This is a genomic window from Reichenbachiella sp. (assembly GCF_039941815.1).
Classification (GTDB): Bacteria; Bacteroidota; Bacteroidia; order Cytophagales; family Cyclobacteriaceae; genus Reichenbachiella.
Map to the genome: position 1 here is coordinate 30026 of NZ_JBDVDW010000026.1, position 19359 is coordinate 49384.

The following is a 19359-nucleotide window of genomic DNA, read 5'->3' on the forward strand; positions in this document are numbered from 1 at the left end:
AAATGCAATAATACAAACTTCAAACGGCATTGTATTTTGAAAGTTGGCAATATGTTCCAATAAATGGCTTCAAACCGAAGCTTCAGAATTAAGAATTATTCAAGAGTGAATCTCTTTATCTGTTGAAATTTATCCTAACTTTGCGCTTATTTTCAATACCCGATTCGATCGGTCATAAACCCAAAACTATGATAGAGGTGAACGAACCAGTGAATAAAGAAGAAGTGTCCATATTCTCAGGCATTGAAGAAATGAATCATGAGCAAGTGGTGCTTTGTCATGATAAGGCAACAGGTCTAAAAGCCATTATCGCCATTCACAATACAGTACTTGGCCCGGCTATGGGAGGCACCAGAATGTGGCAATATGCAACAGATCAAGAGGCACTGACAGATGCACTTAGGCTGTCTCGCGGCATGACGCTAAAAAATTCTATTGCAGGTCTTAATATTGGTGGCGGTAAAGCTGTCATTATCGGAGATGCCAGGAAATTTAAAAATGAGGCTTTGATGAGACGATTTGGAAAGTTCGTTAATAGCCTTGGCGGAAAATACTGGACTGCCGAAGATGTCAATATGACCACGAAGGACATGGAATATGTTAGGATGGAAACACCATATGTGACCGGACTGCCTGATTTCATGGGAGGATCTGGAGACCCATCTCCGGTTACCGCATATGGGGTATACATGGGCATGAAGGCAGCGGCCAAAAAAGCTTATGGATCCGAAAAACTAGAAGGTAAAAAAGTACTTGTACAAGGCACTGGAAATGTTGGCACCTATTTGATTGAAAATCTTATCAAAGAAAAAGCTCAGATTATGATCTCTGACATATTTGAGGATAAAGTTAAAAAGGTGACGGATAGGTTTTCCGTAGAAGTAGTAGCAGCGGATGCAGTATTCGATACCAACTACGACATCTATGCTCCATGTGCGCTCGGAGGTACGCTCAACGATGAGACCATAGACAAACTAAATTGCGACATTGTAGCAGGAGGGGCTAACAATCAACTACTTGAAGAAGAGACACACGGAAAGGCGCTGGTAAATAAGGGCATCTTATATGCTCCGGATTTCCTAATCAATGGTGGAGGAATCACCAATGTTTATTATGAATATGAAGGCAATTACAACAGGGACCGAGTGATGAGTCAAACAGAACGTATATATGACACTACGCTTGAGGTTTTTGATCTTTGTACTCAATCAGGCTCAACACCGCAGTCAGCGGCAATACAAATCGCCGAAAATAGAATTGCAGCAATTGGAAATAACAAATTGCCGCTATAAATTACCTGAGTGATTTAATTACTCGCAACTGATATTTAATGCTAAACAGACGTTCTTTACGTATTAAAGGTATGCAGGCCATTTTTGCCTACCACACCGCCCGAGAAGCCGAATACAATATTTGTAAACAGGAGGCTCAGGAACAGTTTATACCCGATCTCAACTCTATGGAGGTCCAGGATAAGGACGAGCTGGCAAAAAAACGAGAATTAACAGCAAAAGGGTTCGAAATATTGATTCATAAAGGTACGGATCAGCTACCGGAGGATATTTCAAGCGACATCATGAAAGTGATCAAGGAAGCACAGCAGAGCTATCTCAATAGACTCGCTTCTAACAGAGATTACCTCAAAAAAAGAATGCTTTCGGGGATTACTTCTATCTATGACGACTATATCAAATTCCTCTACATAATCGTTGAAATCGAACAGCTGATTGAGGTAGAAAAGCGGAAAAAGAATAACACCCACAATAACTTCGTGAAGAATGTGGTGATCAACAAGCTCAAAAACAATGAGGCGCTGGAAGAAGAGCGCATCAGGAAAAAAGTGGCTTGGGATACTGATCTGATCAAAGCTTGGTACAAAGAGTATATCAAGCCGCAGGAGTTTTTTGTAGAATACGACAACTTGGCGAAAGCCACCTTGGAGGATGATCAAGAATTGGTGCAAACCATTTACAAATCAATCATTTTCAAGCATGACAACGTCAATGACTACTTCGAAACTCTAGACATCGGTTGGAGTGAAAATAAACCCATATTGAAGAGTATGGTTTTGAAGACTATTAAATCCATTGAAACTGAAGCTAGTGAGCCATTATTGATGGAACTTTCTAAAAACTGGGACGAGGATTTACTATTTTTGAAGGAGCTATACGATTTAGCTATTGATCGCGAAGCAGAATACGAAGCAATGATCGATCAAAAATCCAATAATTGGGAAATCGATAGAGTAGCACTTACCGACAAGGTAATACTTGAAATGGCCATTGCTGAGATGACTCATTTCACGTCTATACCTGTCAAAGTGACAATTAATGAATATATTGAGTTATCCAAACTTTATAGTACTCCAAAGAGTAAACAGTTTGTAAACGGCCTTCTGGATGTGCTGTCTGAAGACCTACAGAAAGAAGGGCAAATCAAAAAAAGTGGACGAGGACTGCTAGACAACAAATAATATGAGTAAAAATTCGAATTCTTTTTTAGCATTCTTGACCGGTGCAGCTACAGGCGCCATACTTGGCATACTCTATGCGCCGGACAAAGGAGAAAATACAAGAGACAAACTTTCCTATCAATTAGACAAATACAGCAAAAAGCTGGATGAATTGGTAAAGGAGTTTATTGATGGAAAAGAAATGGCCAGCAATGAGGCCAAATCAGAGGGAGAGAAAATCGTAAGTGATGCAAAGGAAAAGGCCGAGCGTCTACTAGACGATGTCAATGGATTGATTACCAAAATCAAAGGGGAAGACTCCTAGCGCTAAGCCCCAATTGTTAAATTGTTGTTAAGGAAAGCAATACCGTGGATCAAACGACCCTCCTTAGCTAAATTTACTTCTATTTATTTTTTTAGAACCATTTTCAAATCAAACATACTAGTTATGAAAAGTATAAAAATTATTCCAGCAATTGTAGCCGTCATGGCAATGATCTTAACCGGCTGCTCTAACGCTGACACGGAAAGCAGAATAGCAAGGCTCGAAGGAAGAGTAGCTGAATTGGAAGGCTCCGGCACAGCATCTGCGAGATCTTCCAGCACCGCAAAGCCCGCCGTGGCTAACACCCCAGAAACTAAGCCCGAAGGTCCTCTACCGGTATTTGCCTTTAGCGAAGAGTCTCATGACTTTGGCACCATCAATGAAGGAGATGTGGTAGAACATGTATTTGAATTTACTAATACCGGAGACGCACCACTGATCATTTCAAGTGCGGCAGGATCATGTGGGTGTACAGTCCCAGAATGGCCAAAAGAACCAATCGGAGTAGGTGAAAAAGGAGAGATCAAAGTGAAGTTCAACAGTAGAAAAAAACCTGGTGTTCAGAACAAAACAGTAACAATCACTTCAAATACATTTCCAAAGCAGAAAAGAATCAAAATCAAGGCAAACGTGACCCCAGCACCAAAAGATGCTGATTCACCGTCTTAATATATACATCCATTTATAACAATTAACGAAGCATGTTAAACTTCATTCTATTACAATTAGCTGGCGGTGGTGGCTATTCAAACCTGGTCATGATCGGTGTCATGGTCGTCATTTTCTATTTTTTCTTCATTAGACCTCAACAAAAAAAGCAGAAAGACCAAAAGAGCTTTTCAGAGGGTGTATCCAAGGGAGAAACTGTTGTGACGATCGGAGGAATCCATGGCAAAGTTTTGTCTGTAGACGACACTACTGTAACTTTAGAAATCGATAAAGGTGCTAAGATGAAGGTTGAAAAATCTTCTATCTCTATGGAAGCTTCCAAACGTCTGGAGAGCTGATTGTTTAGATGAATTAATAAACTGAATGGGAATATTTAGGTTTTTATTACCTGGATTAAAAGATAACTGGAAGGTAGTTGTGCTCTCAATATTAGGGGCAGCTACCTTTTGGTTTTTTAATGCGATGAATAAGTCGTATGATACAAGAGTGGACTACCCTTTGTCCTATTCTTTCGAAGAAGATAGCGTGGTGGTTACCAAACCACTCGCCAAGCAAATTAAAATTGATGTCACTAGTGGAGGTTGGAATCTCATTAGAAAGACGCTACGAATCAATGCCACTCCAATAAATATTCCACTAGACAACCCTACTGAAATAAAATTTTTAACCAGATCCAGCCTGATACCTATGATCTCAGATCAGCTGGATGGACTCAAACTCATTTATGTCGTAACCGACACTATTTTTTTTAACATAGAAAAAAAAATAACCAAAAAACTACCTGTTTATATTGACAGCATATCTATCCCTCTGTCACAATCCTATCGCATGGTAAGTCCAATCACTTGCAACCTCGACAGTGCGATTGTTTCTGGCCCAAAATCAACCATGGATCAAATGACCTCGTACGTACAGGTGGACTTCAGCAATATGAGTATTGACGGCAACTTTGAAGATGAGCTGGGATTTTTTGTAGGTGAGCATGTAGTAGTCACACCGCCAGAAGCCACTGTATCTTTTCAGGTGGCTAAGTATCTGGCCAGAGAAATGAGTGTACCGATAGAGTTGCTTGATTTTCCTGAGGATTCGTCTGCTTACCTGGCCAACAACGAAATCACGCTGTACTATACTATAAAAGAGGAGCATGAAGACGAGGTATCCTCAACAGATTTTAGCGTGACCGTCGATTATTCAATGCGCAACATGAAGGATTCTACTGTCAGCCCAATTCTTATGTACGCACATGAAAAAGCATTGGACATCGTATTGGCGTCAGATAAAATCAAGTTGAATTATGCAGACACACCATGAAAACGGTAGGAATAACCGGCGGTATAGGTTCAGGTAAAACTACTGTCTGCGAAATCTTCAAAATTTTGGGTATACCGGTCTACCAAGCCGATGACCGAGCAAAGTTTCTAATGCAAAACGATCCAAACTTAGTCTCACAAATAACTGCAGCGTTTGGAGCAGAATCTTACATTGAATCACAGCTCAATCGGCCCTACCTGGCGAAAATGGTTTTCTCCGATCCAAATCAAACAGCTAAAATCAATGCATTGGTACACCCTGCTGTGAGTAAAGATTTTCAATCTTGGGTAAGCGTACAAAGAGCACCATATGTGATCAAGGAAGCGGCATTGATGATAGAATCGGGATCATACAAGCAGCTGGACAAGCTTATAACGGTCACGGCCTCTATGGCAATCCGAATTCAACGCATTCAGAAAAGAGACCCGCAACGCTCAATGAGCGAAATAAAAGCCATAATAGACAAGCAGGTCAGTGAAGAAAAAAGAATGGAATTATCCGACTTAGTCGTCAACAACGACGGCCAATCACTACTGATTCCGCAAGTATTAGAATTGCATGAAAAGATGCTGAGTTAGACAAAATTAGGAACCCGGCTTTTCAAACAAACTTGCAGGTGCGCCTTGCCCAAAAACAATGTCATCAATGATGACATCCGAGCCTGACCGTCCTTCACGATTTTCATAGCCAAACGGAACAGAAAAGGCTCCAAGGTTTTTGTAGTTCTTGAAAATCACTTCTTTCTCCACCTCTGAGGTGTTTTCCTCCTTGTAAATCCTAGCCAAATGAATTTTGTAATCCTTCTTATCAACGAGGTAATCAACAAAAAAACCAGAAGGCATGATGGATCGAATGATATAATGATGATCTCCCTGGATCACTTCTGTACCAATCAGTTCCAGTTGGTTGTTTAGCCCTGGGTAGTCATATAGAGGAGACCCAATCCCCGCCTGCATCAATATCAAGTCTTTCTCACGCTGAGTCATCAGTTGAGCACTATGCACACCCGTCCAGGGCGCAATCGTCCAGGCTTGCTTTCCATCGAATGCATGAATATACTTTTGTCCTTGCCATTCACCTTCAATACGGATTTTGTTGGGTGACTTTTTAGTGATTTGATACTTCCTTCCACCACCAAAACCGTCCACTTCCCGTACCTCCAGAAAAATTGACCTCAATGAGATAATCTGTTCCTGCCCTATCGCCTCAAAATGTGCTTTTAAAATTTTATCCAGGTTTTGCGCCTGCGCAGCATATGATCCAGTCAGTAGGGCACAAACAATTAAAATACTTCGTATCATTTTCCTCATTTCGACTTTGGCCTTATATGAAAGCAAGTTAATTGGTAATAAACATTTTTTCACAGAAATTACACTCACTTAACTCTGAGAAAAAGACAATTGATGAAAAAAATGATCCCTTTCCTGCTTGCAATATGCCTTTGTTCTAGTACCATCGCACAGCCCACATCTATTGACAAAGCTCATGAGTTACTCCTCGATGGAAACTTAGAAGAAGCGTTGAGTATGTTCGATGAATTGGAGATTAAGAACAAATCAAATGCCGAATTCTACTTCTTGAGAGGGTCATGTCAATCTGAGCTGGGCGACAATAACAAGGCCATTCTAGACCTGAACCGCTCGATCGAACTTGAAAAAGACAATTCGAATACTTATTATCAGCGAGGGTTTGCCTATTTCTCCATTGGCAATAGCGAGGCCGCATTGGTAGATTTTAACCAAGCCCTCAAATTAAGTCCTGATTATGGAGAAGCCTATCTCAATCGTGGTTCGGTACAATACGACTTGGGTAACTCAGACGCTGCGTGCAAAGACTGGCAAGCCGCATTAGACACTGGACTCACACTGGCTCAAGCCCTTCTGGATCAGCTCTGTAAGTCCTGATCCATCGCTTCGTCGATCAGTTCTGCTATATCCTTGACCTGGACCTCTGATTCTTTCTCTTTGTTCTTTACTCCATCGGAGAGCATTGTCATGCAAAATGGGCATCCGGCTGCGATGACCTTAGCACCCGTGTCAATTGCTTCTTCCGTTCGTTCTATATTGATTTCTTTGTCACCGGCTTCTGCATCTTTAAACATTTGGCCACCGCCTGCTCCACAGCACAAGCCTTTAGTTTTGCAGCGCTTCATCTCAACCAAATCAGCATCCAGGGCTTTCAATACTTCTCTTGGCGCTTCATAGATATCGTTGGCTCTTCCCAGATAACAAGAGTCATGATAAGTAATTTTTTGACCTTTAAACGCCCCACCACTTACCGTCAGCTTACCCTCGTCGAGCAGCCCCTGCAAAAAAGTAGTATGATGGACTACATCATAATGCCCACCTAAATCAGGATATTCGTTTTTGAGAGTATTGAAGCAGTGCGGGCAGGCCGTCACAATTTTCTTCACCTGATACATATCCAATAGCTGAATATTCGCCATTGCCTGCATCTGAAAGAGAAACTCGTTGCCAGCACGCCTCGCCGGATCGCCCGTACATGATTCTTCCGGTCCAAGTACTGCAAAGTTTACGTTCAACTTGTTAAGAATCTTCGTAAAAGCAATTGTCACTCTTTTGTATCTATCATCAAAAGAACCTGCACATCCCACCCAAAATAAAATCTCTGGAGTTTCTCCTTTAGCCTGTAGTTCAGCTACCGTTGGTGCTTTTATAGTCTCGCTCATCTGCTTAGTTTTTGTCATTTAAATCTTGTGCCCAATTAAATCTGTCCGTTGGTGAAAATTTCCATGGAGCAAAATTTGTCTCAATATTTGAGAACATAGAGTTCCATGAGGCAGGAGAACCTGATTCTTCCATTGCTACATATCTTTTCATTTCCAGAATAATAGACAAGGGATCAATATTGATAGGACAGGCCTCTGTACAAGCGTTACAGCTGGTACAAGCATTGATTTCTTCCTTAGTAATAAAATCATTGAGCAAAGATTTGCCTTCGCCTTTTCCAGCACCAATCTCTTCTATTCTATCCCGAGTATCCATCATTATTTTTCTTGGGGATAGCTTCTTTCCTGTCTGATTGGCTGGGCATTCGGAGGTACATCTACCGCACTCGGTACATGAATAGGCCTCCATCAAGCTCTTCCAACTTAGATCAGTAGCATCCTTGGCTCCGAAGGTTCCAACCTCCTGGGGTGGATCTCCTGCGTTTTCAACTGGCATACCTAGCATGGACTTCACTTCAGTAGTTACGGCATTCATATTATGAATTTTACCCTTAGGCTCTAAATTGGAGTAGTAAGTGTTTGGGAAAGCCAAAAAGATATGAAGGTGCTTAGAATAAGTTACATAGACAGCGAAAGAAAAAATACCGATGATATGAAACCACCAGGCGCCACGCTCTACGATTATCAACATACTATCAGAAAATCCTTTCATAATAGGAATAAGCATGCTAGAGATCATCAGCGATCCAGTATCTACATATCCAGCTACACCTCTGCTCTGTAGTATCTGGTCCGCAGCGTTCATTTTTAATATGGCAAGCATGAGAATGCACTCGATTATCAGAATTAGATTGCCATCAAGTGCAGGCCAACCTTTCATTTCAGGCTTGTTGAACCTTGGAACGCGGATTATATTTCTTCTAATGAGGAAAGCGATGCAGGAAATCAAAACGCCAAGCGCTAAGAATTCAAAGAAGTTCATGGCTATATTGTAAAATGACCCAAGATATGGTGCAAAAATTCTGTGCGTGCCTAGCAATCCGTCTATGAGGAACTCAAGCACTTCAAGATTGATTACAAGGAACCCAACATAAATCAACATATGAAGAAAGGCCGGAATCGGCTTCTTAAACATTTTCTTTTGGCCGAAAGCGATCAGGATCATAGCTTTCCATCGGTCCCCAGCTCTGTCACTTCGGTCCTCCGTTTTACCAAGTTGAATATTACGCTTGATCTGCTTTATTCTCCGCACCAAAAAGAAGATGGGGACAGCCACTACTACCACAAAAACTGCCTGTAAAATCCAAGTCATATTGTCCTTTGTTTTTTATTTCAAATATCTATTAAAATGTTTGTAGCATTAACAATTATTTTTACTTTTGTGCCTCGTTAACGCGGTGATGTAGCTCAGTTGGTAGAGCATCGGACTGAAAATCCGTGAGTCGGTGGTTCGAGCCCACTCATCACCACATAACAGCGAAAGGGTTTCTGATTCAGAGACCCTTTTTTTATGCCCTCCTAATACTCCACTCGAGATGTGCTCTTTACTTTTTAATACCAGATTCGAACTGAATTCCATATCACTAAAATAGTGAAGATTTTAATAAATTTAGTATGCATGCATAATATTTCGTTGTGTTTGATGCCAAATCAATGACGCTTCGATCTTATAAACCGATTCTTTGTATAGGTATAATAAGCTAAGTATTATTTGACCAGACCAAAATAAGAAATTGCATAAAAAAACCTCCGCCACTGGCAGAGGTTTTAAATTCATTTACATGAAAATCTTTCCCTATTGCTGGAAAGGGGAAGATCTCAATTGATTGATCTGAACCATTGGAATGGAAGATCCATAGGTGTCGTTTAGCGTCTCAATAATTACGTTAGTCACAATCGCATGTCCTCTTGGGTTTGGATGGATAGCGTCGTTAGAAAACAATCCATTAGGAGAGAAATCAGGCTGGTAATCGTAGCCCTGATATACAATTCCTATTTCGCCATCTGCGGCATCAATTCCGGCAGCTGTCAGACCTAGTGCCTCTGCTTGACCACTACTCAACCCAAAGGCATCTGCAAAAAAAGGGTGAAGATCAACTACAGTATAATTGGCAAATGCTGGATTGGCTAATACGCCATCAATTATAGCATTATAGGTGCCTCTCGCAAGACCTACTTCTCCTTGTTCTGAAAGCGTCAATACATACTCGTCGCCTAGTGGATTGGCTATTCCTATTGGCACATCAGGCAATCCCTCTGCATCAGTACCAATCACTGTAGCTGCAGGCAACAACATCAGATCTGTCGAGTTTGCTTGTCTTACTTGTCCGTAAAGCGCTAATGCTGGATTGATTCCAGAAAGTGCGGCTGTCAAATCAGTAAGGTCTGTATCCTTGATCAACACCGGATTAGCTCCCAATGCGTAGGTAACCTTTCTGGCATCAGCGTCATCCTGAGAAAACGAAGGATCTGCTGCAGCCAGACCATCTAGCGCCGCGTTGTAACCGCCAAAAGCGGTTGCTGCATTTAGATCATCTACATCATCTTGTGAAGTCAGCGGTACTGCATTATATGGTACAGCTCGGAAGTAAGGTAATATTGTCACTGGAGGCAAGTTTAGAATAACTCCCTTGGCTCCAGCTGAGCTCGGACTACTTACCAGTTTGGTGAGGTGTGCCGTCAATTGCGTCTGAAAATCCGCTGCGCTTGTTACAGAACCGGAGGCAGCTCCAGCTCTAGCATAGCCAAGATAGTCATTAGCTCCAATCCAAAGTGAAATGAAGGTAGGGTTTCTTGCTATAGCATCATCAAGCACAGTTGAAGTAAACGTCACTGGGTCGCTTGAAAATCGGAAGTAATAAGGGTTGAAATCATCACTAGTAGGATTTCCAAGATTTGGATCATCCAAATCAGTGATATTGATTCCTGGTACTCCAAAATTCGTCAAGTTTGTGATCTCATCATCTGTAGCTCTGGTTCCGATATTGTTGTCCCCTGCAGATGGTACGATTTCAGCATCACCTAAAACACCATCATTATTGGCATCCAGATCCAAAAACAATTTACCCAATACGGCTCCTCCGGCTTCTAAATAATATCCATTGGCAGAATTAATATTTGGGAAAACATAAGATCCACCTCCAACGCCTTCCACTTGAAACTGCTGCGCGAGAAGGCCTGTAAAACTGTTTATTTGCCCATCTGTGTATAGCGCTCCATCTTGAAATCCGGCGGTCAACGAATTTCCTAAGGCTACGTACACCGAAAGATCCAAATCATCCCCAGAGGATCCAGTCACCACTTCATCAGCTGGTAATGGATTCTCAACAAGAATGTCTGTAATCAACTTATCCTCCTCATCGCAAGAGAATGCAATGACAGCAGAGACAAGTAATAATGTATATATTTTTAAATTTTTCATCTTAGTCTCTTTATTAGTTTAAGAATTGGTCAAACGTGATAGACACGTAGTAGATAGCTCCCATTCGTGGGTTTCCAAAAGAAGTAGTATATCTTCTATTCAGTACATTGCTACCTCCAAGTTTCACCACAGATTTGATGCTTGGTACTTTGTAGCTCACCTGCGCATCCAATGTGCCAAAAGCAGGAATTACACCTGCACCAAATGAAGACTCCCAGAAGAAAGCTTGCTGCCATCTCCAGGCCACGTTAAATCCAACATTCTCAACAACATTTCTATTTGACAACGATAGATTTGCTCTGTACTTTGGTGTATTGTAAGCAGATCTAAACCCTTGAGCCACTAGCTCATCATCATCCAACAGCTCATTGAAAGCTACGTTACCACTAGCAGTATATCCTCCGCCCAGTGAGTAATCTGCTTGTAAGCCCCAACCATGAGATTTGATATCTCCATCGGCGTTGGTGTCAAATCCATAATTCTGGATACGTCCACCAGGAACTGCATTCCCAATGATAGCATCTTTACCAGCGTCCGAATTTGGATCAAATCCAGTCACTGGGTCAAACCCATCCACGTTGGTGTTGTCTGTAGCATCCACTGCCTGACCAAAAGTGATTTCAGCGATGAAGTCCTGATAGGTACTGTGATAGTAGTAAGCATCTATCATCAATCGATCTTCTAAGAACAGTCCACGGTAACCAATTTCAAAAGTCTTGATTTTCTCTGTCTTGAAATCATCATTGACTTTATCTGGAGTTACCAGAAGGTCTCTTGCATTGGCATTTCCTGAAGCAGCAGCGGTTCTGGCTGCAGCAATACTAGCTTCTGTATACACAGTATTGGTTCTAAAGTTGTATCTATCAACCAGGAATTTGTTGCTACCAATGAGTCGGCGAGTCTGAACATCCAGATCAATGAATTGATCCTGGGTGGTAGGGATTCTAAAGCCTTTTTGGAACGAACCTCTCAAGTTGTGACTTCCTGCGATAGTACCTACAACAGAAACTCTTGGTGAGAACTGACCGTCAAAGTTTTCGTTTTTGTCATATCTACCAGACACTTGAACTTTCAATTTGTCTTCGAGCAACGCCTTTGAAACTTGAGCATAAGCTCCATATTCGCTAAACGACTGTTCACTTCCATCATCATTCAAAGCAAAAAGTGTCCCTTCGGAATCAAGATTGTATTGTCTCCAGTTACCACCTACGACGATATCTGCAAAATCAACCATCTCTGAGAAATTGTAACTTCCCTCCACGTGGTTCATGCTAGATGCATCTTTGAATTTCGCTCCACCTTCAAATATTGATGTTTCACGTAGCGCTGCAGTTCGAGTATCCCATTCTGTAGTACCCGGTGCATAGGCCTGTTGCAATCCATCGGCATAAGCTCTAGCTGCTGCATGAGCTTGTGTGATGTTTGCTCCCTGACCTCTCGCTCCTAAAAATCCTAGTGCGTAATCAGGAATATAACTTTGTTGGTTCATGAGCGAGGCCAACGTGTTGGCAGCATAAGTATCTCCTGAATCCTCACGGGTAGTATACCCTCTCAAGTAGAAATTTGAACCTCTAACTTCAAGTTTTCCTGTCCAGATAGAGAAATTGTCTAGTACGAATCTGTCGTTGGCAGTATACACTGTGCTACCAGAGCCCCAGTTGAACTGAACGAAGGTTTCAATATTATCAGTCACTCTATAGTGTAGAGCGCCACCGAATTTGATACTTTCTGTTGTATTATCAACATATGAGCTTTCAGAGAATCCAGTAGGAGTAAATGCTCCGTCTGCCCCGCTAGGAAGCTGTCCTGAAACTGCGGAAAACGCAGGATCCAACAAAGGAATTAGACCGAGGCTAAAGCCAAAGTCTCCATAGGTATTTGTACCGTCATAAGTTCGGTTATTGGCTCTTGTTCTGCCCGTAGTTTCTACAGATCCACCGTGCTCTACTCCATTGGTATCAGTGCTTTGGTCTCTGTTGTCCACTCCAATAAAATCTTGCGCTCCTACATAGGAGGCAGTTACTTTGAATGCAAATTTATTATTGAAAGCCTTTGCGTATCTAATACCGTAATCGTTGTACATAGCTGGGTCGTGATCCTCTCCGTCTACATGGTTTACACCAACTTTTGCATATGCACTTAGTCCTTGGTATTCGAATGGGCTTTTACTATTCAATAGCAAAATACCATTCAGTGCATTTGGTCCATAGAGAGCAGATGCAGCTCCAGGAATCATTTCAGCACTTTCCAAATCCAGGTCATTGATTCCGACGATATTCCCTACGGCAAAGTTCAAACCAGGTGCTTGGTTATCTATCCCGTCAATCAACTGAACGAAACGCGTGTTACCGTTTGCACCAAACCCTCGAGCATTCACTGATTTAAAAGTCAAACTCTGAGCACTCATGTCCACACCTTTGAATCCTGCCAGGGCATCATAAAAACTGACCGAAGCTGTATTCTTTATGGCGAGTACATCCATTTTCTCAATAGAAACTGGTGATTGCATCACTGATTCCTCCACACGAGAGGCGGATACAACTACTTCCTGGCCCATAATAGTTGACTCCTCAAGGCTAACCTCTAATCCTTGAACATTTGAATCACTAATTTCAATCTCGGTGGCATTAAAACCGACCATTGAAAAGATTAAAGTCAGTGGAGGTGCTGACGATACGTTTAGTGAGAAATTTCCGTCGGTATCGGATATCGTACCGACTACCTTACCCTTAACCAAAATGCTTACGCCTAGTAAGGGATCCTTCGTGTTGCTGTCTACAACACTTCCTGATATACTGGTTTGTGCCTGTGCACCAAAAATGGTCAGTGCTACGAGTACAAAACTCAGATAAAATCGTTTAGTAAAAAGTTTACTCATATTCATCATTATTAAGTGTTTTGCTGATCATTACGTCTCGAAAAAAAGATTTCGACTCTCTAATATTAAAGAAAAATTAATAAAAACAGCCTTTATTGATTGCCTAATAGTGATTTTTGAGAAAAATTATGCGTGCATACTATTTTTCACTTAAATATTGGACCAATTTCTCACACAAGTTGGAGATTTCGGATGACATAAATTCATCACCAGTTGCGGATAAAATTGTACTTGCTGAGCTTCCTAAAAGATTGACATGAAACTGTTTCATTTCATCAACATTCATTTCTTTGGTCCATAGATCGAGCATCAGTGTATCGCGTTTTTTTTCATCCCATATTCCTATTGAAATAGACTTAGTGTTCTGCTTTTCGGCGCCAGCATCTTCGGCTGACCATAGGATATTTTCGGGTACATTTTGTTCGTCTAGTGTAACCTCGATATTGATTTTAGATTTTTTCATTTGCTTGTGTTTGATACCTGCCTTGATAAGTGAGGCGCAAAGAAACAAAAAAGCAGGAGGACATAAAAGTCTTCCTGCTTTAGGTAGTTTTCTTTAGCCAATTAATCAGAGTTTCATCTCTGGTATATCTCCTTCTACGATCAAAGTGCCTTCGGTGGCTTCTTTGATTTGCTCAACTGATACCCCAGGTGCTCTTTCTATCAGTTTGAATCCTTGGGTGGTCACATCCAGAACTGCCAGATTGGTGACTATTTTTTTAACACAGCCTACTCCGGTCAGCGGAAGCGTGCATTTTTTCAATATTTTAGATTCTCCTGCCTTATTTGTATGCATCATGGCTACAATGATATTTTCGGCCGAAGCCACAAGGTCCATTGCTCCTCCCATACCCTTGACCATCCGACCAGGAATTTTCCAATTTGCAATATCGCCGGTCTCAGATACTTCCATAGCACCAAGCACGGTCAATTGTACATGCTGTCCCCTGATCATGGCAAAACTGGTCGCCGAATCAAAGATGGAAGCTCCTTTCAATAGTGTTACGGTTTGCTTCCCTGCATTGATCATATCTGCGTCTTCCTCTCCTTCATAAGGAAATGGGCCCATCCCCAATATTCCATTTTCAGACTGGAATTCAACCTCGATCCCTTCAGGTATATAGTTGGCTACCAAGGTAGGAATACCTATACCCAAATTTACATACCAACCATTCTGCAATTCTTGTGCGATACGCTTAGCTATTCCGGTTTTGTCTAACATAAGTCTTGAATTTGTGTTGATATATTAATTTCTTGAACGTACAGTTCTTTGTTCTATACGCTTCTCGTAGTCTTTTCCCTGAAAAATACGCTGAACAAAAATCCCTGGTGTGTGAATAAAATTAGGATCTAATTCTCCCGGCTCTACAAGTTCATCTACTTCAGCAATAGTAATTCTGCCAGCCATAGCCATAGGTGGGTTAAAATTACGTGCCGTACCTTTGTATATCAAATTTCCGAATTTATCCCCTTTCCACGCTTTGACTATTGCAAAATCAGCCGTAAGCGCTGATTCGAGAATATGCGGTTTACCATTAAATTCTCTGACTTCTTTTCCTTCTGCCACTTCGGTACCAAATCCAGCTGGAGTAAAAAAGGCCGGAATCCCTGCCCCTCCCGCTCTGCACCTTTCTGCAAGGGAGCCTTGTGGAATCAAATCAACTTCTAGCTCACCACTTAGCATCTGCCTTTCAAATTCGTCATTCTCTCCTACGTACGAAGATATCATTTTCTTGATTTGCTTTTTTTGAAGTAGTAATCCTAGTCCAAAGTCATCTACTCCAGCATTATTGGAGATACAAGTAAGATTTGAAATTCCTTTATCGTTGAGGGCGGAGATACAATTTTCGGGAATGCCACAGAGGCCAAATCCTCCAAGCATCAGGGTCATGCCATCTTGAATATCTCTAATGGCTTCTTGGGCATCAGCTACAAGTTTGTTCATGTGGGGTAATGTTGTTTAGTGTACTTTGCTTCAACACAAACTTAACGTTTTTGACGCTTTCAGTCTTATGAAATTCGATGCATCTGAGAGATTATTCTTTTAGCAGAAGCAGGGACGACGTTTTATCCTTTTCAAGCTGGCTCTTTAGGTCCTCTAAAGAATCAAATTTTTTCTCCTCCCGAAGAAATTGTACAAATTCAATCTTGACGGTTTGAGAATAAATATCTTCGTTGAAATCGAATATATGGGCTTCAATTACTTTATTTAATCCGTCGACGGTTGGTCGAACACCAATATTTACCATGGCCTTGTGCCACACCTGGCCGATCTGAATTTTGGCTGCATAGGATCCATCCTTTGGTATTAGCTTAAAATCTTCCTTTACCGCGATATTGGCGGTAGGAAATCCAAGCTCAGTCCCAACCCTTTTACCTTGCACAACTGTGCCTGTCAGACTATACCTGCGTCCTAATAATTCTGCAGCATGATCCACTTCTCCATGAAAAAGCGCTTGACGAATTTTGGTTGAGCTGACTCCCACATCATCTATGTCCTGACGAGGGATTTCTTCTACCTCAAACCCGAATCTCATGCTATTTTCTTTGAGATATTCAAAGCTGCCAGTACGATTCTTTCCGAAGCGGTGATCATACCCAATGATGAGTTTATTTGTCTTTAGTGCATCCACAAGCATTTTTTGAATGAAGTTCTCAGATGACAGCTGCGAAAATTCCTTTGTGAAATTGACTTTGATCAGATAGTCAATTCCTACCTCTTCGAGAAGTTCTGCTTTTTCTTCAAAGGTGGTAAGGAGCTTTAGCGTTTTTTCTTCTGGAAAGAGTACAAATCTTGGATGCGGCCAAAAGGTAAGCACCACACTTTTGCCTTGAATTTTCTTCGCGGTCTTTACAATCTTTTTTAGGATCTTCTTATGTCCGAAATGAACACCATCAAAGGTACCGCTGGTCACCACCGCGTTAGGAATATTAGGAATTGCTTGATTTGCGTCGATTATGACCATCTGTGTGAAAATATTACTAACAAAACTAATCTCTTTGCAGTCGGGAAATAAAGTCTTCTAATACGAAAGCGTCGTCAACTTCAAAGTCACCTATGGCGGTACGGCGCAATTCTGACATATAAGCTCCACAACCCAGAACTTCTCCTACATCCCTCACAAGGCTCCTAATGTAGGTACCTTTCGAGCACTTGATTTTGAATTTTACTTCGGGCAACTGCTCAGCATTCACTTCAAACAATTCAATTTGAACAGGTCTTGGCTTAAGCTTTATTTCTTCTTTTCTTCTAGCCATTTTGTAGGCACGCTCTCCATCGATCTTGATCGCACTATATATGGGTGGTACTTGCATGATATCTCCTGTCCATTGAGCCGCTGCCTTCTTAATCGCCTCTGCGGTAATGTGATCGTAGGGCGCTTCGCTGTCGAATTCTGTTTCCAGGTCCACTGAAGGAGTGGTCTTTCCTAGCACCAATGTCCCAGTATAGGTTTTGCCTAAATCCTGATATTCATTAATTTTTTTGGTGGCCTTGCCAGCGCAAACTATCAATAGACCTGTAGCTAGTGGATCAAGTGTACCAGCATGCCCTACTTTTTTGATTTTAAGGCGACCGCGAATTTTTTTCACTACATCAAAGGATGTCCACTCCAAAGGTTTGTCAATGAGAAACACTTCACCTTCTTCGAAATCCATATCCGATATGTGAATGGGAGCTACCATAATAGGCCTCCAGCCACAGCCAGTAGCCCAACCACTGCACAATAGGCGGCGAAATAGATAAGTTTACCTTTTTGCACGATTGAAATCATCCATTGACAGGCGAGCAATCCAGAGAAAAAGGCGGCTAGAAATCCAACTGTCAGATTCATTCCTGAAATATTAGAAACGAATTCTGGTTGCTCCAAAAAGTCTTTTGTTTTCAAAAGCATAGCTCCCAAAATTGGGGGCAGAACCATAAGAAACGAAAATTTGGCGGCCTTTTGTTTGTCGACCCCAAGCATCAAAGCCATGGAAATGGTAGCACCAGATCTGGATATGCCTGGCATGATAGCTATGGCTTGGGCTAATCCAATTATAAATGAGCTTTTGAATGTCACTTCTCCCTCATTCTTTTTGCTGAAATAGGTGATGGAAAGGAGGGCGGCGGTTACAAGTAGCATCGTACCCACGAGTAAAATGTTGCCTCCAAACAGCGATTCGATTTGGTCTTCAAAGAATACACCTACGATACCGACGGGAATCATAGAAAGTACAATCATAGCTGCAAATTGAGTGGACTGATTCCATTCAAATTTGAATATTCCTTTTATTATCTCAAGTATCTCGTTTCTGAAGATCACTATAGTACTACAGGCAGTAGCGCCATGTAGGATGATGGAAAAAAGCAGATTGTCTTCAGACTGGACACCAAGAAAATAGGTACCGAGCTCCAAATGACCGCTACTACTCACCGGGAGAAATTCAGTCAATCCCTGAATAACTCCAAGGATCAAGGCTTCGATAAAACTCATTTATTGTCCTTTGGCTTGTAAAGTATGGCTACAAATTCTATGGCAAAGCCAAGGAGGACCACGATAGGGCCTAATGTCAAACCGAGGAATCCAAATCCATAAGGTTCTGTATCCAATGTCATGATAAAAAAGCCGAGAATTAACACAACGATGCCGGCAAGCATGATCATGTAATTTATTTTTTGAAAAGCCAGTTTATTCTTATCGCTCATAATCTAATAAAGTTCGTCTAATGACATTCTCATATACTTTCTGATAGCCACAAATGTACTCATAAAACCTACAAAAATTCCCACAAGCACAATTCCTGAACTCAACATAACTACCTGATCTATTCGAAGCAAATCTATGAGACCGTCGACTTCGGTATCCATATACCTCATCAGTGAAGCGAGCATTCCTATTGCGAGCACACCAGACACAAATCCGAAGAAAGAGGCTCGGATCAAAAACGGTTTTCTAATAAATCTGGTTGTAGCGCCTACCAGCTGCATACTACGAATCAGAAAGCGTTGAGAAAATAAAGCCAGTTTGATTGTATTGTTGATCAATATCACTACTACTATCAGTAAAATGATAGTAAACCCAATAAGGACGAAGCTGACCTTTTGCACATTTTGGCGAATGCTGTTGACCACTGTTTCCATATAAGTAACCTCATACACTCCTCTAATAAATCCAATTTCTTTTTTTATTTCTGATAGATTCTGAGACGCATGAAAATCTGGGTTGATCTTTATGACTACCACATCTCTCAGCGGATTGTCTCCAAGAAATTCTACAAAATCCTGACCAGCTTCTTCATAGAAATCTTTGGCAGCTTCTTCCTTAGTGAGATATTGAATTTGAGCCACACCTTCCTTTTTGATTACATAATCTTTAGCAGAAAGGGTTTTTGTGATTTTTGTGATTTCGTTCTGACTGAGGTTTTTATTTAGGAAAACTTGCATCTCCACATTTTCCTGAATGATAGTGCTTAGGTTTTTTGTCATCAAGAGGAGCAATCCAAATAGCCCCATGACAAATAGTGCAAGAGTGATGCTGAATACTACACTAAGGAAGGGATAACTTCCCAGGCGTTTCTTTTTTCTGAATTTTTTGTCCTTTGCCATAATGCTAAGGTCAAAAATAATCCAATT

21 protein-coding genes and 1 tRNA gene are annotated in these 19359 nt (G+C 41.3%); 9 read left to right on the forward strand and 13 right to left on the reverse strand.

Features of this window, described 5'->3' with window-relative positions:
* Positions 1–188 precede the first annotated feature (188 nt).
* The 7 genes from ABJF11_RS04735 (at position 189) to coaE (ending at position 5335) form a co-directional block, all read left to right on the forward strand.
* Positions 189–1292, forward strand: coding sequence for a Glu/Leu/Phe/Val dehydrogenase dimerization domain-containing protein (locus ABJF11_RS04735; protein WP_348118432.1), 1104 nt, complete (start codon positions 189–191; stop codon positions 1290–1292).
* 38 nt (positions 1293–1330) lie between these two features.
* Positions 1331–2473 carry a transcription antitermination factor NusB gene (gene nusB / locus ABJF11_RS04740; RefSeq protein ID WP_348118434.1) on the forward strand — a complete coding sequence of 381 codons (1143 nt, stop codon included), beginning with the start codon at positions 1331–1333 and terminating at the stop codon, positions 2471–2473.
* Between the two features lies 1 nt (position 2474).
* Complete coding sequence (locus tag ABJF11_RS04745) at positions 2475–2777, forward strand: YtxH domain-containing protein (protein WP_348118435.1); 303 nt, start codon at positions 2475–2477, stop codon at positions 2775–2777.
* Positions 2778–2900: 123 nt separating this feature from the next.
* Positions 2901–3446, forward strand: coding sequence for a DUF1573 domain-containing protein (locus ABJF11_RS04750; protein ID WP_348118437.1), 546 nt, complete (start codon positions 2901–2903; stop codon positions 3444–3446).
* A gap of 32 nt (positions 3447–3478) precedes the next feature.
* Complete coding sequence (yajC, locus tag ABJF11_RS04755) at positions 3479–3784, forward strand: preprotein translocase subunit YajC (RefSeq protein ID WP_348118438.1); 306 nt, start codon at positions 3479–3481, stop codon at positions 3782–3784.
* 25 nt (positions 3785–3809) lie between these two features.
* A complete protein-coding gene (locus tag ABJF11_RS04760; protein ID WP_348118439.1) occupies positions 3810–4757 on the forward strand; it encodes a hypothetical protein in 948 nt (315 codons plus the stop codon).
* Entirely contained in the window at positions 4754–5335 is a 582-nt protein-coding gene (coaE, locus tag ABJF11_RS04765; protein WP_348118440.1) for a dephospho-CoA kinase, read from the forward strand. Before ABJF11_RS04760 ends, coaE begins: the two co-directional genes overlap by 4 nt.
* A gap of 6 nt (positions 5336–5341) precedes the next feature.
* Here coaE and ABJF11_RS04770 read toward each other — a convergent pair whose 3' ends face one another.
* Complete coding sequence (locus ABJF11_RS04770; RefSeq protein WP_348118441.1) at positions 5342–6058, reverse strand: hypothetical protein; 717 nt, start codon at positions 6056–6058, stop codon at positions 5342–5344.
* Between the two features lie 102 nt (positions 6059–6160).
* Between ABJF11_RS04770 and ABJF11_RS04775 the strand changes: the two genes are divergently transcribed.
* Positions 6161–6661 (forward strand): tetratricopeptide repeat protein, encoded by a 501-nt coding sequence (locus ABJF11_RS04775; RefSeq protein WP_348118442.1) that lies wholly within the window; start codon positions 6161–6163, stop codon positions 6659–6661.
* Here ABJF11_RS04775 and ABJF11_RS04780 read toward each other — a convergent pair.
* Positions 6643–7446: a (Fe-S)-binding protein gene (locus ABJF11_RS04780; RefSeq protein ID WP_348118443.1), complete on the reverse strand. Its 804-nt coding sequence runs from the start codon at positions 7444–7446 to the stop codon at positions 6643–6645. The genes ABJF11_RS04775 and ABJF11_RS04780 overlap by 19 nt on opposite strands.
* 4 nt (positions 7447–7450) lie before the next feature.
* Positions 7451–8758, reverse strand: a complete 1308-nt coding sequence (locus ABJF11_RS04785) for a (Fe-S)-binding protein (protein ID WP_348118445.1) — start codon at positions 8756–8758, stop codon at positions 7451–7453.
* A gap of 84 nt (positions 8759–8842) precedes the next feature.
* Here ABJF11_RS04785 and ABJF11_RS04790 point away from each other — a divergent pair.
* Positions 8843–8915, forward strand: a tRNA-Phe gene (locus ABJF11_RS04790).
* A 326-nt stretch (positions 8916–9241) separates the two neighbouring features.
* Here the strand turns inward: ABJF11_RS04790 and ABJF11_RS04795 are convergent.
* The 10 genes from ABJF11_RS04795 to ABJF11_RS04840 form a co-directional block, all read right to left on the reverse strand.
* Positions 9242–10867 carry a hypothetical protein gene (locus ABJF11_RS04795; protein ID WP_348118446.1) on the reverse strand — a complete coding sequence of 542 codons (1626 nt, stop codon included), beginning with the start codon at positions 10865–10867 and terminating at the stop codon, positions 9242–9244.
* 13 nt (positions 10868–10880) lie between these two features.
* Positions 10881–13745 carry a TonB-dependent receptor gene (locus ABJF11_RS04800; protein ID WP_348118447.1) on the reverse strand — a complete coding sequence of 955 codons (2865 nt, stop codon included), beginning with the start codon at positions 13743–13745 and terminating at the stop codon, positions 10881–10883.
* A gap of 139 nt (positions 13746–13884) precedes the next feature.
* On the reverse strand, positions 13885–14208 hold the full coding sequence (gldC, locus tag ABJF11_RS04805) for a gliding motility protein GldC (protein WP_348118449.1): 324 nt from the start codon (positions 14206–14208) through the stop codon (positions 13885–13887).
* Between the two features lie 105 nt (positions 14209–14313).
* Positions 14314–14967, reverse strand: coding sequence for a CoA transferase subunit B (locus ABJF11_RS04810; protein WP_348118450.1), 654 nt, complete (start codon positions 14965–14967; stop codon positions 14314–14316).
* Between the two features lie 24 nt (positions 14968–14991).
* Complete coding sequence (locus ABJF11_RS04815) at positions 14992–15690, reverse strand: CoA transferase subunit A (protein ID WP_348118451.1); 699 nt, start codon at positions 15688–15690, stop codon at positions 14992–14994.
* A 91-nt stretch (positions 15691–15781) separates the two neighbouring features.
* Positions 15782–16711, reverse strand: coding sequence for a bifunctional riboflavin kinase/FAD synthetase (locus tag ABJF11_RS04820; protein ID WP_348118452.1), 930 nt, complete (start codon positions 16709–16711; stop codon positions 15782–15784).
* A 25-nt stretch (positions 16712–16736) separates the two neighbouring features.
* Positions 16737–17402, reverse strand: coding sequence for a tRNA pseudouridine(55) synthase TruB (truB, locus tag ABJF11_RS04825; RefSeq protein ID WP_348118455.1), 666 nt, complete (start codon positions 17400–17402; stop codon positions 16737–16739).
* A gap of 20 nt (positions 17403–17422) precedes the next feature.
* Complete coding sequence (locus tag ABJF11_RS04830) at positions 17423–18220, reverse strand: undecaprenyl-diphosphate phosphatase (protein ID WP_348118456.1); 798 nt, start codon at positions 18218–18220, stop codon at positions 17423–17425.
* On the reverse strand, positions 18217–18432 hold the full coding sequence (locus ABJF11_RS04835) for a DUF3098 domain-containing protein (RefSeq protein ID WP_348118458.1): 216 nt from the start codon (positions 18430–18432) through the stop codon (positions 18217–18219). The genes ABJF11_RS04830 and ABJF11_RS04835 overlap by 4 nt, the downstream gene beginning before the upstream one ends.
* Positions 18433–18435: 3 nt before the next feature.
* Positions 18436–19332 (reverse strand): permease-like cell division protein FtsX, encoded by an 897-nt coding sequence (locus ABJF11_RS04840; protein ID WP_348118460.1) that lies wholly within the window; start codon positions 19330–19332, stop codon positions 18436–18438.
* Between the last annotated feature and the right edge of the window lie 27 nt (positions 19333–19359).